The organism is Nocardioides renjunii (assembly GCF_034661175.1).
In the GTDB taxonomy this organism is placed as follows: domain Bacteria; phylum Actinomycetota; class Actinomycetes; order Propionibacteriales; family Nocardioidaceae; genus Nocardioides; species Nocardioides renjunii.
Window position 1 is genome coordinate 2,523,603 of sequence record NZ_CP141058.1, and the last position, 14,902, is coordinate 2,538,504.

Annotated in this window: 17 protein-coding genes; 6 read left to right on the forward strand and 11 right to left on the reverse strand. The window is 71.0% G+C overall.

From position 1 onward, the window contains the following. Window positions 1–25: 25 nt before the first annotated feature. Complete coding sequence (locus SHK17_RS11960) at window positions 26–985, forward strand: SMP-30/gluconolactonase/LRE family protein (protein ID WP_322425299.1); 960 nt, start codon at window positions 26–28, stop codon at window positions 983–985. 3 nt (window positions 986–988) lie between these two features. Here SHK17_RS11960 and SHK17_RS11965 read toward each other — a convergent pair whose 3' ends face one another. The 9 genes from SHK17_RS11965 to SHK17_RS12005 form a co-directional block, all read right to left on the reverse strand. Next, window positions 989–1,378: a metal-sulfur cluster assembly factor gene (locus tag SHK17_RS11965; protein ID WP_172274777.1), complete on the reverse strand. Its 390-nt coding sequence runs from the start codon at window positions 1,376–1,378 to the stop codon at window positions 989–991. Further along, entirely contained in the window at window positions 1,375–1,872 is a 498-nt protein-coding gene (gene sufU / locus SHK17_RS11970) for a Fe-S cluster assembly sulfur transfer protein SufU (protein ID WP_322919335.1), read from the reverse strand. Before sufU ends, SHK17_RS11965 begins: the two co-directional genes overlap by 4 nt. Beyond that, window positions 1,872–3,107 (reverse strand): cysteine desulfurase, encoded by a 1,236-nt coding sequence (locus SHK17_RS11975; RefSeq protein ID WP_405030368.1) that lies wholly within the window; start codon window positions 3,105–3,107, stop codon window positions 1,872–1,874. The genes sufU and SHK17_RS11975 overlap by 1 nt, the downstream gene beginning before the upstream one ends. A gap of 38 nt (window positions 3,108–3,145) precedes the next feature. Continuing rightward, complete coding sequence (sufC, locus tag SHK17_RS11980) at window positions 3,146–3,907, reverse strand: Fe-S cluster assembly ATPase SufC (RefSeq protein WP_322919336.1); 762 nt, start codon at window positions 3,905–3,907, stop codon at window positions 3,146–3,148. After that, complete coding sequence (locus SHK17_RS11985; protein ID WP_172274766.1) at window positions 3,904–4,251, reverse strand: non-heme iron oxygenase ferredoxin subunit; 348 nt, start codon at window positions 4,249–4,251, stop codon at window positions 3,904–3,906. The genes sufC and SHK17_RS11985 overlap by 4 nt, the downstream gene beginning before the upstream one ends. After that, the gene (gene sufD / locus SHK17_RS11990; RefSeq protein WP_172274763.1) at window positions 4,251–5,462 is read right to left on the reverse strand and encodes a Fe-S cluster assembly protein SufD; all 1,212 of its coding nucleotides are present in this window, start codon (window positions 5,460–5,462) and stop codon (window positions 4,251–4,253) included. Before sufD ends, SHK17_RS11985 begins: the two co-directional genes overlap by 1 nt. A gap of 84 nt (window positions 5,463–5,546) precedes the next feature. Then, on the reverse strand, window positions 5,547–6,974 hold the full coding sequence (sufB, locus tag SHK17_RS11995; protein ID WP_172274761.1) for a Fe-S cluster assembly protein SufB: 1,428 nt from the start codon (window positions 6,972–6,974) through the stop codon (window positions 5,547–5,549). Beyond that, window positions 6,971–7,633, reverse strand: a complete 663-nt coding sequence (locus SHK17_RS12000) for a helix-turn-helix transcriptional regulator (RefSeq protein WP_322425302.1) — start codon at window positions 7,631–7,633, stop codon at window positions 6,971–6,973. The genes sufB and SHK17_RS12000 overlap by 4 nt, the downstream gene beginning before the upstream one ends. Window positions 7,634–7,725: 92 nt before the next feature. Then, complete coding sequence (locus SHK17_RS12005; protein WP_322919337.1) at window positions 7,726–8,379, reverse strand: TetR/AcrR family transcriptional regulator; 654 nt, start codon at window positions 8,377–8,379, stop codon at window positions 7,726–7,728. Between the two features lie 127 nt (window positions 8,380–8,506). Between SHK17_RS12005 and SHK17_RS12010 the strand changes: the two genes are divergently transcribed. From SHK17_RS12010 to SHK17_RS12030, 5 genes are read left to right on the forward strand one after another with little or no spacing between them, the layout of a single operon-like run. Beyond that, window positions 8,507–9,499, forward strand: a complete 993-nt coding sequence (locus SHK17_RS12010; protein ID WP_172274752.1) for an ATP-binding cassette domain-containing protein — start codon at window positions 8,507–8,509, stop codon at window positions 9,497–9,499. Further along, complete coding sequence (locus SHK17_RS12015; protein WP_172274749.1) at window positions 9,496–10,356, forward strand: ABC transporter permease; 861 nt, start codon at window positions 9,496–9,498, stop codon at window positions 10,354–10,356. The genes SHK17_RS12010 and SHK17_RS12015 overlap by 4 nt, the downstream gene beginning before the upstream one ends. Window positions 10,357–10,410: 54 nt before the next feature. After that, the gene (locus SHK17_RS12020) at window positions 10,411–11,361 is read left to right on the forward strand and encodes an ABC transporter ATP-binding protein (RefSeq protein ID WP_322425303.1); all 951 of its coding nucleotides are present in this window, start codon (window positions 10,411–10,413) and stop codon (window positions 11,359–11,361) included. Next, a complete protein-coding gene (locus SHK17_RS12025; protein ID WP_322425304.1) occupies window positions 11,358–12,164 on the forward strand; it encodes an ABC transporter permease in 807 nt (268 codons plus the stop codon). The genes SHK17_RS12020 and SHK17_RS12025 overlap by 4 nt, the downstream gene beginning before the upstream one ends. Further along, window positions 12,164–13,090, forward strand: coding sequence for a COX15/CtaA family protein (locus tag SHK17_RS12030; RefSeq protein ID WP_253943613.1), 927 nt, complete (start codon window positions 12,164–12,166; stop codon window positions 13,088–13,090). The genes SHK17_RS12025 and SHK17_RS12030 overlap by 1 nt, the downstream gene beginning before the upstream one ends. Window positions 13,091–13,148: 58 nt before the next feature. Here the strand turns inward: SHK17_RS12030 and SHK17_RS12035 are convergent, their stop codons facing one another. Beyond that, the gene (locus SHK17_RS12035; RefSeq protein WP_172274746.1) at window positions 13,149–13,640 is read right to left on the reverse strand and encodes a class F sortase; all 492 of its coding nucleotides are present in this window, start codon (window positions 13,638–13,640) and stop codon (window positions 13,149–13,151) included. Continuing rightward, a complete protein-coding gene (locus SHK17_RS12040; RefSeq protein WP_322425306.1) occupies window positions 13,640–14,848 on the reverse strand; it encodes a hypothetical protein in 1,209 nt (402 codons plus the stop codon). The genes SHK17_RS12035 and SHK17_RS12040 overlap by 1 nt, the downstream gene beginning before the upstream one ends. Between the last annotated feature and the right edge of the window lie 54 nt (window positions 14,849–14,902).

Below are 14,902 nucleotides of genomic sequence, written 5' to 3' on the forward strand. Positions count from 1 at the left end.
GACCCCACCTACTCGGAGGTCCCCCATGGGTCGTCTGCTCGTCTCCGGCGCCGCTGCTGTGCTCGGCCTGACCATGCTCACCGGCGCACCGACCGCCACGGCGAGGGCGGTGCCGCTCGACGGCACCTTCCCCTCCCGGATCGCGCTTCCGAACGGCTTCCAGCCCGAGGGGATCGCCATCGGACCGGGCCCGACGGCCTGGTTCGGCTCGCGCGCCGACGGCGACATCTACGAGGTGTCGCTGCGCACCGGCCGCGGCCGGGTGATCAGCGAGGGCCCCGGCACCCCCTCGGTCGGGCTGAAGTCCGACCGCCAGGGACGTCTGTACGTCGCCGGCGGCGCGTCCGGCACGGCCCGGGTCGTCGACACCGACACCGGCGAGCTGCTCGCCGACCTGACCCTCACGACCGGGACCAGCTTCGTCAACGACGTGGTGCTCACCCGCGACGCGGCGTGGTTCACCGACTCCTCGCAGCCGCAGCTCTACCGCCTCGCGCGCACCTCGCGCGGGCCGGCCGCCAGCGCGACCACCGTCCCGCTCACCGGCGACTGGGTGCAGGGCGCGGGCTTCGGCGCCAACGGCATCAGCACCACCCCCACCGGCCGCCACCTGCTCGTGGTCAACTCCACCAGCGGGCTGCTCTACCGCGTCGACCCGACCACGGGTGCCGCGACGGAGGTCGACCTGGGCGGGGCGTCGCTCACGATGGGCGACGGCATGCTCCGGCAGGGCCGCACGCTCTACGTCGTGCGCAACCGGTCGAACCAGGTCGCCGTCCTGCGGCTCTCGCGCGACGGGCTCAGCGGCCGGCTGGTGCGCACCATCACCGCCGCGGACCTCGACGAGGACACGAGCTTCGACGTGCCGACGACGGTCGCGCGGTTCGGTGCCGACCTCTACCTGCCCAACGCGCGCTTCACGACGCCACCGACCCCCACCACGGAGTACTGGGTGACGAAGGTGCGCGCGCGGGCCGGCAGCTGAGGCTCAGACGTTGAAGCCGAGGGCCCGCAGCTGCTCGCGGCCGTCCTCGGTGATCTTGTCCGGGCCCCACGGCGGCATCCAGACCCAGTTGATGGCGACGTCGCCGACCAGGCCCTCCAGCGCGGACTCGGTCTGGTCGGTGATGACGTCGGTCAGCGGGCACGCGGCCGAGGTGAGCGTCATGTCGAGCACCGCGTTGCTGTGCTCGTCGAGGTGCACGCCGTAGACGAGGCCGAGGTCGACGACGTTGATCCCCAGCTCGGGGTCGACGACGTCCTTCATCGCCTCGGTGACGTCGTCGACGGTCACCGTCGACGTGCCGCCGCCCGCGACGGCCTCGGGGACCTCGGGAAGGTCGCTGTGGTCGAGCTGCTGGTGGGTGGACTCGGTCATCGGGTCTCTCCTTCGGTGGGCACCGACTGGGTCTCTGCGGACTGGCTCTGGGCCTGGGCGGTCGCGTCCTTCCACGCCATCCAGGACAGCAGGGCGCACTTCACGCGCGCGGGGAACTTGGCGACGCCGGCGAACGCGATCCCGTCCTCGAGGACGTCCTCGTCCGGCTCCACCTGTCCCTTGCCCTGCATGAGCTCGAGGAAGCTCTGGTGGATCGACATCGCCTCGTCGACGGGCTTGCCGATGACGAGGTCGGTCAGCACGGAGGCGGACGCCTGCGAGATCGAGCAGCCGACGGCGTGGTAGGACACGTCCTCGACGAGCCGGCCTCGCGCCGTGTCGGACAGGTGCACGCGCAGGGTGACCTCGTCACCGCAGGTCGGGTTGACGTGGTGCACCTCGGACTCGAACGGGTCGCGCAGGCCCCTGTGGTGCGGGTTCTTGTAGTGGTCCAGGATGATCTCCTGGTAGAGCGAGTCGAGGTCGTTGCTCATCAGGCCACCTTGAAGTAGCTGCGGGTCTGGTGGAGCGCCTCGACGAGCGCGTCGATCTCGGCCGGCGTCGTGTAAAGGTAGGACGACATCCGGGTCGAGCTCTGCACGCCGAAGCGGGCGTGCGCCGGCTTGGCGCAGTGGTGACCGGCACGCACCGCCACGCCGCGCGAGTCGAGCACCTGCGCGATGTCGTGGGGGTGGACGCCCTCGAGCTCGAACGACACGGCACCGCCGCGCTGGGTCACGTCGAGCGGGCCGAGGACCGTCAGGCCCGGCACGGACTGCAGCCCCTCGAGGGCGTACGCCGTGATGGCCTGCTCGTGGGCGTGGATGGACTCCAGGCCGATGTGGTCGAGGTAGTCCAGCGCGCACCCGAGCCCGACCGCCTCGACGATCGGCGGCGTGCCGGCCTCGAAGCGGTGCGGCGCCCTGGCGTACGTCGAGCGCGCCATGGTGACCGTCTCGATCATCTCGCCGCCGCCGTGGAAGGGCGGGAGCGTGTTGAGCAGCTCCTCGCGACCCCACAGCACGCCGATCCCGGTCGGCCCGCAGACCTTGTGGCCGGTGAAGACCAGGAAGTCGCACCCGACCGCCTGGACGTCGATCGGCAGCTGCGGGGCGGCCTGGGAGGCGTCGATCACCGAGATCGCGCCGGCCGCGCGGGCGCGGGAGACCAGGTCGACGACCGGGTTGATCGTGCCGAGCATGTTGGACACCCAGGTGAACGCCAGCACCTTGGTGTTCTCGTCCACCAGCTGGTCGGCGTTGCCCAGGTCGAGCTGGCCCTCGTCGGTCAGCCCGAACCAGCGCAGCTCGGCACCGGACCGCTCGCAGGCGAGCTGCCACGACACGATGTTGGAGTGGTGCTCCATCTCGGTGATGACGACGTTGTCGCCGGGGCCGAGCTCGATCGTGCGGGCGAGCAGGTTGAGCGCCTCGGTGGCGTTCTTGGTGAAGACGACCTCGTTGCGCGACGGCGCGTTGAGGAAGCTCGCCACCTTGTCGCGCGCGCCCTCGTAGGCCTCGGTCGACTCCGCGCCGAGCTGGTGCATGGCGCGGGCGATGTTGGCGTTGTGGCGCTCGAGGTGGTCGACCATCGTGTCGATGACGACCTGGGGCTTCTGCGAGGTGTTGGCGCTGTCGAGGTAGACCAGCGGCACCCCGCCCGCGAGCGTGCGCTCGAGGATCGGGAAGTCCTTGCGGATCACGTCGAGGTCCGGCAGCAGTCCGTGCATCGTGGTCCTCCTCTCCAGTGGGTCGGCTGAGCGGTCGCTCAGGCGGTGACGGTCTTGACGTACTTGACGTAGCCGTTGGCCTCGAGCTCGTCGGCGAGCTCCTTGCCGCCGGACTCGGCCACCTTGCCGTCGACGAACACGTGCACGTGGTCGGGCTCGATGTAGCGCAGGATGCGGGTGTAGTGGGTGATGAGCAGGACGCCCTTGCCCTCCCGCGCGCGGAAGCGGTTGACGCCCTCGGAGACGACCTTGAGGGCGTCGATGTCGAGGCCGGAGTCGGTCTCGTCGAGCACGGCGACCTTGGGGTCGAGCAGCTCGAGCTGCGCGATCTCGTGGCGCTTCTTCTCACCGCCGGAGAAGTTCTCGTTGACGTTGCGGGTGCCGAACGACGAGTCGAGGTTGAGCTGTTGGAGCGCGGCGTTGACGTCCTTGACCCAGGTGCGGAGCTTGGGGGCCTCGCCGTCGATCGCGGTCTTGGCGGTGCGCAGGAAGTTCGACACCGAGACGCCGGGGACCTCGACGGGGTACTGCATGGCGAGGAACAGGCCGGCGCGGGCGCGCTCGTCGACCGACAGGGACAGGACGTCCTGGCCGTCGAGGGTCACCGAGCCGCCGGTGATCGTGTACTTGGGGTGGCCGGCAATGGAGTAGGCCAGCGTCGACTTCCCCGACCCGTTGGGGCCCATGATCGCGTGGGTCTCGCCGTCGTTGATGGTGAGGGTGACGCCCTTGAGGATCTCCTTGGGGCCGTCCTCGGTGTCGACGGTGACGTGGAGGTCGGTGATGACGAGCTTGCTCATGCGGGGGTGACTCCGTTCAGGGTGGTCTCGGTGTCGACGTAGACGTCGGTGCCGCGCACGTCGACCGGGAAGGTGGCGACCGGCTCGGTCGCGGGGAGGTTGGTGGGCTTGCCGGTGCGAAGGTCGAACATCGACCCGTGCAGCCAGCACTCGATCTGGCAGCCGCCGTCGTTGGTGGCGACCTCGCCCTCGCTGAGGGCGACCTCGGCGTGGCTGCAGAGGTTCTCGATGGCGAAGACCTCGTCGCCGTCACGGGCGATGGCGATCTCGTGGCGGCCGAGGGTCACGGCCAGCGCCTGGTCGGCGGGGACCTCGTCCAGCGCGCACGCGCGCTCGAAGCCCATCAGGCACCCGTCCCGAGGACGCCGCCCTTGAGGACGTTCTTGGCGAGCTCGGCCTCGACGGTGGTCAGCAGCCGGTCCTCGATCGAGGGGACGCCGACCTTGCGGATGAGGTCGTTGAAGAAGCCGTGCACCACCAGGCGCTGCGCCTCCTGCTCGGAGATGCCGCGCGACTGCAGGTAGAACAGGTGCTCGTCGTCGAAGCGCGCCGTCGCGGAGGCGTGGCCGGCGCCCTCGATCTCGCCGGTCTCGATCTCGAGGTTGGGGATCGAGTCGGCCTGGCAGCCGTCGGTGAGGACCAGGTTGCGGTTCTCCTCGTAGGTCTCGATGCCCTCGGCGACCTTGCGGATCAGGACGTTGCCGACCCAGACGGTGTGCGCCTTCTCGCCCTGCAGCGCGCCCTTGTAGATGGCGTTGGACTTCGTGCGCGGGGCGGTGTGGTCGGCGAAGATCCGGTGCTCGATGTGCTGGCCGGCGTCGGCGAAGTAAAGGCCGAGCAGCTCGGCCGAGCCGCCGGGACCGTCGTAGGTCACGTTGGCGTCCATCCGGACCAGGTCGCCGCCGAAGGAGATGGCCGCGTGCCGGTAGCTCGCGTCGCGACCGACCCGCGCCTGGTGGTGCGACAGGTGGACGGCGTCGTCGGCCCAGTCCTGGATCGAGACGACGGTGACGTCGGCCCCGTCCCCCACGGCGATCTCGACGACCGCGGCGACGGTCGAGGAGCCGGTGTGGTTGAGCACGACGATCGCCTTGCTGTGGGCGCCGAAGCGCAGCGCCACGTGCCCGGCCTCGGTCACCAAGACGTCCGTGCCGTCGAGGTCGACGACGATCGGCTCGGCGACCTCGGTCTCGGCGGGCACGTCGACCAGCAGGCTCGCAGGCACCTCGGCCAGGACGCGGGCGGCCCAGCGGGTGTTGGGGACCAGGCCGGAGATGCCGCGCAGGCCGCGGGCCTCGTCGCCGGAGACGACCTCGATGCGGACGCCGTCGGGGGTGTTCCACGTGGCCGAGGTCGCCGGCCGCATGAACTCGGCGTCGGCGTGCAGGCCCCTGAGCCGCTTGAGCGGCGTGAAGCGCCAGATCTCCTCGCGGCCCGTCGGGACCTCGTGGTCGGCGACGTCGTACGAGCCGACCGGGTGGAGGTGGCTCTCCACCCGGACCTGCTCGGGGGTCTGCTCCAGCGCGGAGCGGACGGATTCGGTGGTGACTGTCACTGCGTCTCTTTCTGGTTCCTCGGCCCGGACGCCCGCGTCGCGGCGTCCCCGACCGGCGGGGTGGTGGTCAGGCGGTGGCGGCGATCAGCCGACCGCGCCCTCCATCTGCAGCTCGATGAGGCGGTTGAGCTCGAGGGCGTACTCCATCGGCAGCTCCTTGGCGATCGGCTCGACGAAGCCGCGCACGATCATCGCCATCGCCTCGTCCTGCTCCATGCCGCGCGACATGAGGTAGAAGAGCTGGTCGTCGGAGACCTTCGAGACGCTCGCCTCGTGACCCATGGACACGTCGTCCTCGCGGATGTCGACGTAGGGGTAGGTGTCGCTGCGGCTGATCTGGTCGACGAGCAGCGCGTCGCACAGCACGTTGGACTTCGAGCCGTGCGCGCCCTCGTTGACCTGGATCAGCCCCCGGTACGACGTGCGCCCGCCGCCGCGCGCCACCGACTTGCTCAGGATGGACGACGAGGTGTGCGGCGCCGCGTGCACCATCTTGGCGCCGGCGTCCTGGTGCTGGCCCTCGCCCGCAAAGGCGATGGACAGCGTCTCGCCCTTGGCGTGCTCACCCATGAGGTAGATGGCGGGGTACTTCATCGTCACCTTGGAGCCGATGTTGCCGTCGACCCACTCCATCGTCGCGCCGGCCTCGCAGGTCGCGCGCTTGGTGACGAGGTTGTAGACGTTGTTGGACCAGTTCTGGATCGTCGTGTAGCGGACGCGGGCGCCCTTCTTCACGATGATCTCGACGACCGCGGAGTGCAGCGAGTCCGAGGAGTAGATCGGCGCGGTGCAGCCCTCGACGTAGTGCACGTAGGAGTCCTCGTCCGCGATGATCAGCGTCCGCTCGAACTGGCCCATGTTCTCGGTGTTGATCCGGAAGTAGGCCTGCAGCGGGATGTCGACGTGGACGCCCTTGGGCACGTAGATGAACGAGCCGCCGGACCACACCGAGGTGTTGAGCGCGGAGAACTTGTTGTCACCGACCGGGATGACGGTGCCGAAGTACTCCTTGAAGAGCTCCTCGTGCTCCTTCAGCGCGGTGTCGGTGTCGACGAAGATGACGCCCTTCTCCTCGAGGTCCTCGCGGATCGAGTGGTAGACGACCTCCGACTCGTACTGCGCGGCGACGCCCGCGACGAGGCGCTGCTTCTCCGCCTCGGGGATGCCGAGCTTGTCGTAGGTGTTCTTGATGTCCTCGGGCAGCTCCTCCCAGGACGTGGCCTGCTTCTCGCTGGAGCGCACGAAGTACTTGATGTTGTCGAAGTCGATCGTCGACAGGTCCGAGCCCCACGTGGGCATGGGCTTGCGGTGGAAGAGCTTGAGGCCCTTGAGGCGCAGGTCGAGCATCCACTGCGGCTCGGACTTCTTGCCGGAGATGTCGCGCACGACGTCCTCGTTGAGGCCGCGCTTCGCGCCGGCGCCGGCGTCGTCCTTGTCGGCCCAGCCGAACTCGTAGCGCCCGATGCCCTTGAGCTCGGGGTTGAGGTCTTCGATGCTCAGGTTCTGGGTCATGACTGCTCCTTCGTGGGGTCCTGCTCGAGGTCCGGCTTGAGGGTCTGGGGGATGCAGGTGGTGCAGACGCCGTCGCCGTGGGCGATGGTCGCCAGGCGTTGGACGTGGGTGCCGAGGACGCGGCCGATGGCCTCGGTCTCGGCCTCGCAGAGCTGGGGGAACTCGTGGGCGACGTGGGACACGGGGCAGTGCTGCTGGCACAGCTGCTCGCCCATGCTGACGCCGTTGACCGGCGCCAGGTCGCGCACCGAGGCGGCGTAGCCGTTCTGGGTGAACACCCGGGCCAGCGCCTCGGCGGGGCTCAGCTCGGGGTCGACGGCCGTGACGGCGGCGTAGTCGCCCTCGACGAAGGCCACCCGGCGGCGGGCGAACTCAAGGACGGCGCCCTCGCCCTGCGTCTCGGCCAGGAACCGGAGCGCCTGCACGGCGAGGTCGTCGTACTGCTGGTCGAAGCTGTCGCGACCGGCCTCGGTGAGGCCGAACACCTTGGCGGGCCGCCCGCGGCCCCGGGTGCCGTAGACCTTGCGCTCGCGCGACTCCACGACTTCCTCGGCCACGAGGTGGTCGAGGTGGCGGCGCACGGCCGCGGCGGTGAGGTCGAGGCGCAGGGCGAGGTCGGCGGCCGTGCTCGGGCCGTTCTCGAGGATCGACCGAGCCACCCGGTCACGGGTGGGAGCGTCCCCGTCGGGGGTCGCAGCGGTTGTCCTCACGAATTGCACAACACCAGTGTGACGTTATTGCTTCCGCGTCTTCAAGGAAGGTTGCCCTTAGTGGTCGGGCCCGTGAGCGCGGTCACCGCGTCGACCAGCGAGGCCACGAGGCGACGGCCCTGGTCGTCGATGAGCTCGCGCGGCAGCTCGCGGAGCGGACCGCGCGCCGTCAGCGTGGCATAGCCGTGCACCCCGGACCAGCAGGTGATGGTCGCGTCGCCGACGTGCTCCTCGGCCAGCCGGCCCTCGCGCACCAGGGCGGCCAGCGCCAGCTCGAGCTGCTGGTAGGGCGAGAGCCCCGAGCGCGCCGTGGCCTCCGGGGACGTCGAGCTGAGCATGTCGTCCATCGCGAAGAACGCCGCGTCGAACAGGCCCGGCTCGTCGAGCGCGAAGGCGATGTAGGCCTCCCCCACGGCCTGGAGCATCTGCCGGCCGTCGGGACCGTCGGCGTCGTTGCGGACCTCGAGCCGGTCGTCGACCGCGGCGGCCAGCTCGGCGAGCGCACGCTGGGCCACCGCGCGCACGAGCGCGTCGCGGTCGAGGAAGTGGCGGTAGGCCGCACGCGGGGTGACGCCCGCACGCCGGGTGACCTCCCGCATCACGATCGCCTCCGTGCCGCCGGTGCGGGCGGCCTCGAAGGCCGTCTGCACGAGGGCGACGCGCAGGTCGCCGTGGTGGTACGCGGTCTGGACCATGCGGCAAGTCTACGGTGTAGACATTTCGATGTCCACGGTGTAGACAAGGAGGACGCGGACCGAGCACCACCGATTCGCGGACAGCAGCGGACAGGACCTGACCGCATTCGACCCCAAGGTGAGTGACATGACGAGCTCGGTGGCCATCGAGGCCCGCAACCTGGTGAAGACGTTCGGCGACAAGACGGCCGTGGACGACGTGAGCTTCACCGTGCCGACCGGATCGGTGCTGGGCCTGCTCGGGCCCAACGGCGCCGGCAAGACCACGACCGTGCGGATGATGACGACCCTGACCCGGCCCACGTCGGGCACCGGGTCGGTGGCCGGTCACGACATCCTCACAGCCCCGCGCGACGTACGACGCAGCATGGGGCTGACCGGCCAGGCCGCCACCGTGGACGAGCTCCTGACCGGCAAGGAGAACCTTCAGCTGATCGGGTCGCTCTACGGCCTGTCCCCCGCCTACATCCGGCGCGCCACGAGCGACCTGCTCGAGCGCTTCTCCCTCGCCGAGGCCGGCGACAAGATCGCCAAGACCTACTCCGGCGGCATGCGCCGGCGCCTCGACCTGGCCGTCAGCCTCATCGCGACGCCGCCGGTGCTGTTCCTCGACGAGCCGACCACCGGGCTCGACCCGCGCAGCCGGCTCGAGCTGTGGGAGGTCCTGCGCGACCTGGTCAGCGACGGCACCACGCTCCTGCTGACGACGCAGTACCTCGAGGAGGCCGACCAGCTCGCCGACAACATCGTGGTCATCGACCGCGGCACGGTGATCGCCGAGGGCACGCCGCTGCAGCTCAAGGACCAGTCGGGGGCCGCGTCCCTGGTCGTCACCGTCTCCCACGCCGAGGACCTGCCGATCGCCGAGCAGATGCTGCGCGCGCACGTGGAGGCGGTGCACGTCGAGCCGGGCGCCCGCCAGCTCACCGCACCGGCCGAGGGCCTCGAGCACATGACCCGCGTCGCCAGCCTCTTCGCGGAGAGCCGGATCGAGCTCGACGACCTCGGCCTCAAACGACCCAGCCTCGACGACGTGTTCCTGCACCTGACCGGCCACCGGGCCGAGGACGCGCCCGCCGGCGACCACGAGAGCAACGCCACCGAGGAGGTGCCCGCATGACCAACACCGACCAGGGCTCGCGCCTGACACCACGCCCCGCGCTCGAGCGCCCCGAGATCGTGCAGACCGGCCTGGCGCGCCAGTCGCTCGCCATCGTGAGGCGCAACCTGACGCACATCAAGCGCATGCCGGAGATGCTGCTCGACGTCACCATCCAGCCGGTGATGTTCGTCCTGCTCTTCGCCTTCGTCTTCGGCAGCTCGATCGAGGTCGACACCGAGGGCGGCTACAAGGCGTGGCTGCTCGCCGGCATCATGGCCCAGACGATCGCCTTCGCCTCCTTCATCGTGGCGGTCGGCCTGACGGCGGACCTCGAGAAGGGCATCGTCGACCGGATGCGCTCGCTGCCCATCAACCCCGCCGCGGTGCTGGTCGGCCGGTCGATCTCGAGCCTCATGCACTCCTCGATCGGCCTGGTCATCATGTCGGTCACCGGCCTGTTCATCGGCTGGCGCATCCACACCAACGTCGCCGAGGCTGCCCTGGGCTACGTCCTGCTGCTGGGCTGGGGCTTCGCGATGATCTGGATCGGCATCTGGGTGGGCTCCGCCATGCGGTCGGTGGAGGCCGTCAACGGCGTCATGTTCGCCACCATGTTCCCGATCACGTTCCTAGCCAACACCTTCGGGCCCACCGACAACATGCCCAGCTGGCTGCGGACGGTCGCGGAGTGGAACCCGATCTCCAGCCTCACCCAGGCCGTGCGGGAGCTGTGGGGCAACGACACCCCGCTGCCCGCCGACGCGGCCCTGCCGCTGCAGCACCCCGTCGCCTTCACCATCGGCTGGATCGTGCTGATCACCGTGGTCGTGGCGCCCCTGGCGATCCGGACGTTCAACCGGCGCACCGCCGACTGAGTCCCCGCACGCCCCGTGGACGGGCGGGCTGGCACCGCTTCCTAGACTGACCGGGTGCCGCCCGCCCCCTCCTCCGTCGACCCGGCCGTCGACATCTCGGGGCTCGTGATGGCCTACGGCGACAAGGTGGCCGTCGACGGCCTCTCCCTCGACGTCGCCCGCGGCTCCATCACCGCGGTCCTCGGACCCAACGGTGCCGGGAAGACCACGACGCTGGAGACCTGCGAGGGCTACCGCGTCCCGCAGCAGGGCACCGTGCGCGTGCTCGGGCTCGACCCGCAGCGCGACCGCGCGGCCCTGCTCCCCCGGATCGGCGTGATGCTCCAGTCCGGCGGCGCCTGGAGCGGCGTACGGGCCGGGGAGATGCTGGAGCACATGGCCTCGCTGCACGCGCACCCGCTCGACACCGCGATGCTGAGCGACCGGCTCGGCCTCGGCGACTGCGGCCGTACGCCCTACCGGCGGCTGTCCGGCGGGCAGAAGCAGCGGCTGGGCCTGGCCATCGCCCTCGTCGGCCGGCCCGAGCTCGTCTTCGTCGACGAGCCCACCGCAGGGATGGACCCGCAGGCGCGGCGCACCACGTGGGAGATGCTGCGGGAGATCCGCGCCGACGGCGTGACCGTCGTGCTCACCACTCACCACATGGACGAGGCCGAGCAGCTCGCCGACCGCATCCACATCATCGACCGGGGCACCGTGATCGCCAGCGGCACGCCCGCCGAGCTCACCCGCGGGGGACGCTCCGCCACGATCCGCCTCGTCGTCAACCGGCCGTTCCCCGACGGTGCCCCCGAGTCGCTGCGCGCCGAGCTCGGCCCCGAGACGGAGGTGCGCCAGCTCGACGAGGTCAGCATGCTCATCCACGGCCCTGCCGACTCGAGCACGCTCGGCCTCGTCTCGCGGTGGTGCGAGCGGCACGACGTGCTGCCCCAGACGCTGAACCTCGGCCAGCGCACCCTCGAGGACGTCTTCCTCGAGCTCACCGGACGCGAGCTCGCCCCGTGAGCACCTCCGGCACGAGCGCCACCGCGCGCACCTTCACCCCCGCGCCCGGCGCCGCCGCCCTCTCCCGGATGGTGCTGGCCCAGTCGCGCATGGAGGCGCGACTGATGCTGCGCAACGGGGAGCAGCTCCTGCTCGCCATCGTCATCCCGGTCATCGTCCTCGTCGGCGGCGTCGCCGCGGCCGGACGCATCGGGATCGACCTCGACGGCCACCGCGCCGTGGACGTCCTCACCCCGGGCGTCCTGGCCCTGGCCGTGATGTCCACCGCCTTCACGTCGGTGGCGATCGCGACGGGCTTCGAGCGCCGCTACGGCGTCATCAAGCTGCTCGGCTCGTCGCCGCTGCCCCGCCACGGACTCCTGCTCGGCAAGGTCCTGGCCCTGCTCAACGTGGTGGCGCTGCAGCTCGTGGTGCTCGTGGTCGTCGGCCTGGTGCTCGGGTGGGAGCCCACGCCGGCCGACCCGCCCCGCTCGGTCGTCGGCCTGGTGCTTGCGGTGGCCCTCGGCACGGCGGCCTTCGCCTCGCTCGGCCTCTTCGTCGCCGGCGTGCTGCGCGCCGAGGCCACGCTGGCGCTGGCCAACCTCGTCTACCTGCTGCTCATGGCCGGGGGCGGCGTCGTCCTCCCCGCCAGCACCTACGGCGCCGCCTCGTCGGTCATCCAGTGGCTGCCCTCAGGAGCCTTGGGCGAGGCGATGCGCGCCGCCCTCGTCGAGGCCGACGTCGACGTCCGGTCCCTGCTCGTGCTCGCCGCGTGGACGGCGATCGGCACGGTGCTCACTGCTCGAACCTTCAGGTGGGAATGATGCACGTCGTGCTCGACCGGCTCTCCCGGTTCCTCTGGCCCCTCGCGGTCGCCAACCTGGTCGCCAACATCGGCATCGTCGTCACCGGCGCCGCCGTGCGGCTGACCGGGTCCGGCCTGGGTTGCCCGACCTGGCCGCGGTGCACGGATGCGTCGTACGTCGCCCACGGCGAGCTGGGCCTCCACGGGGCCATCGAGTTCGGCAACCGGCTGCTCACCTTCGCGCTGGCCGCGATCGCCGTGCTCTGCTTCCTCGCCGCCCTCGGCGCTCGCCACCGGCGCGCCACCCGGCTCTCGGTCGTCATCGGCCTCGGCATCCCGCTGCAGGCGGTGCTCGGGGGCATCACGGTGCTGACCGACCTCAACCCGTGGATCGTGGCCGGACACTTCCTGCTGTCGATGGCGATGATCATGGTGTGCGTCGCGCTCGTCGACGAGCTGCGCAGTCCCGACCGGGACGTCGCTCCCCCGCTGCCCCGGGCGCTCGCCTGGGCCACCCTGGCCGTCGGCTGGGTGGTGCTCTACCTCGGCACCGTCGTCACCGGCGCCGGTCCGCACGCCGGCGACACGGAGTCGCCCCGCAACGGCCTCGACCCGTCGACCGTCTCGCAGGTGCACGCGTCGTCGGTCTACGTCCTGGTCGCGCTCACGGTCGCGCTGCTCGTCGTGGCGCGACGTGGTGGCCACCGGTGGCTGGCGACGGTGACCGCCCTGGTGCTGCTCGTCGAGGTGCTGCAGGGCGTGCTCGGCTGGGTGCAGTACTGGCTCGACCTGCCGGTCGGCCTGGTCGCCCTGCACATGCTGGGAGCGGCGCTGCTCGCCGCGGGTCTCGCGCGGATCGGCCTCGCGGTGCTGCCGCACCGGGCCGTGCACGAGGCGAGCGCAGGCGGCGAGCCGCAGCCCCACGCTGCGACCCGCCTGCCCTAGCCCTCCCCGGGTCCCTCCCAGGACCGGTCGTACGTCGAGCCGGTGCGACCCGGACGGGTCAGCGCTCGACCTTGCGCGCGAAGACGACGGTGCGCTTGGCGTAGTCGTCGGCCTTGCAGCCGACGAGCACGATGCGCGCCGGCCCCGACACGGAGTAGAGCGATCCCATCCGGCGCTTGGCCGGCCAGAACTCTCGCCGCGTCACCTCGAAGTCGCAGCCGCCGACGGTGACGACGTCACCGCGACGGAGCTGCCCCCACCTGTCCGCCACGCCGTTGCCGGCGCGCCAGGCGTGGCCGGCGTAGACGGTGCTGCCCGTCGGGTCGCAGGGCGGGTCGCCCTGCGCCCACGTGTAGACCGCGCCGCGGAGGCGCGAGCCGACGGCCAGCGTGTTGTTGCGCGCCGCCACCTGGATGACGGCCGCGTCGGTGCCCAGCGTCGGGATCCGCAGCCGGTCAGGGGCGGCGTGGGCCGCCGCTCCCTGACCGACGAGGACTGTGGCGCCGAGCGTCACGCCCACGAGGAGGCGTGCCAGCACGGTGCCGCGCATCAGGATCCGGTGTTCGGCGCGATCTCCGGGGCGGCCGCGCACGGCCGGGTGCTGAAGGTCATCTTCCACACCCGCTTGCCCTCGAGCCGGTAGGACGCGTCGGCGGCGAAGGCGCGGACGGTCACCGACCGGTGCGTCGCCTTGAGCCAGGCGCCCTGACGCAGCACCTTGCCGCGGGACTTGTAGACGACACCGGAGCGCTCGCCGACCTTGATCCGGTCACCGCTGCGACCGCACTTGTCGATCATGCGGGCCTGCGCCCGGACGACCCGGACCTGGGCGGGCAGCACCTCGGGCGGCGTGACCACCGGCGGCGTGACCGGCGGGGTGACGACCGGCGGGGTCGGGCAGGGCACGTTGCTGTCGGTCGGCACGGGGTAGGTCGTGGTGGTCTGACCGTTGGGGAACTGGTGCCCCGGGGTGGCGGTCAGCGTGAGACTGCCGTCGGAGTTGGTCGTCGCCGTCCAGGGGCCGGTGGGCACCTGGCCGTAGTGGGCGTTGCCCGGACCACAGTCGTCGACGACCGGCACGGTCGGCGGCTGGACGGTGGTGGGCGGGCACGGCACGTTGCTGTCGGTCGGCGCCGGGTAGGTCAGGGTCGTCTGCCCGTTGGGGAACTGGTGTCCCGGGGTGGTGGTGACCGTGAGGCTGCCGTTGGAATGGGTCGTCACGGTCCAGGGGCCGGTGGGCACCTGGCCGTAGTGGGCGTTGCCCGGACCGCAGTCGTCGACCACCGGCACGGTCGGCGGCTGCACGGTCTTCACGACGCAGTTGTCGGTGAACTTGTAGACCGGGATGGTGCCGTAGCTCGTGTTGGTGTTGCCGTTGTCCCACCTGGCGTCGAGCCGCAGGGTGACGTCACCCGTCGGCTTGCTGGTGACGGTCTCGGTGAACTTCGCGGTCTGCGTGGACGTCAGCTTGGTGCCCACCGGGACGACGGCCCGGTTGGAGGCCGTGATCGTCTCGGTGACGGTCTCGCTGTTGGTGACCGTCCAGGTGACGGTCCAGCCCCCGCCCGTCTTGCAGGCGACGGAGCCGGTGATGGTGTTGTGGTGGGCGCTCGCGGCGCCGGCGATCCCGACGACGGCGAAGCCGACGGCCAGGACGAGCGTGACGACGCGTGACACCGTGCGGTTCAGGGAGGACGTACGTCCTGCGCCCTGCCCGCCGACCTGTTCGCTCAGGCTCTCGTGTGGTGCTGAAGACATGTGTGACAAACCCCCAAATAGCGTGGGGACGCCCGCTGCCTCCCCATCACTCGA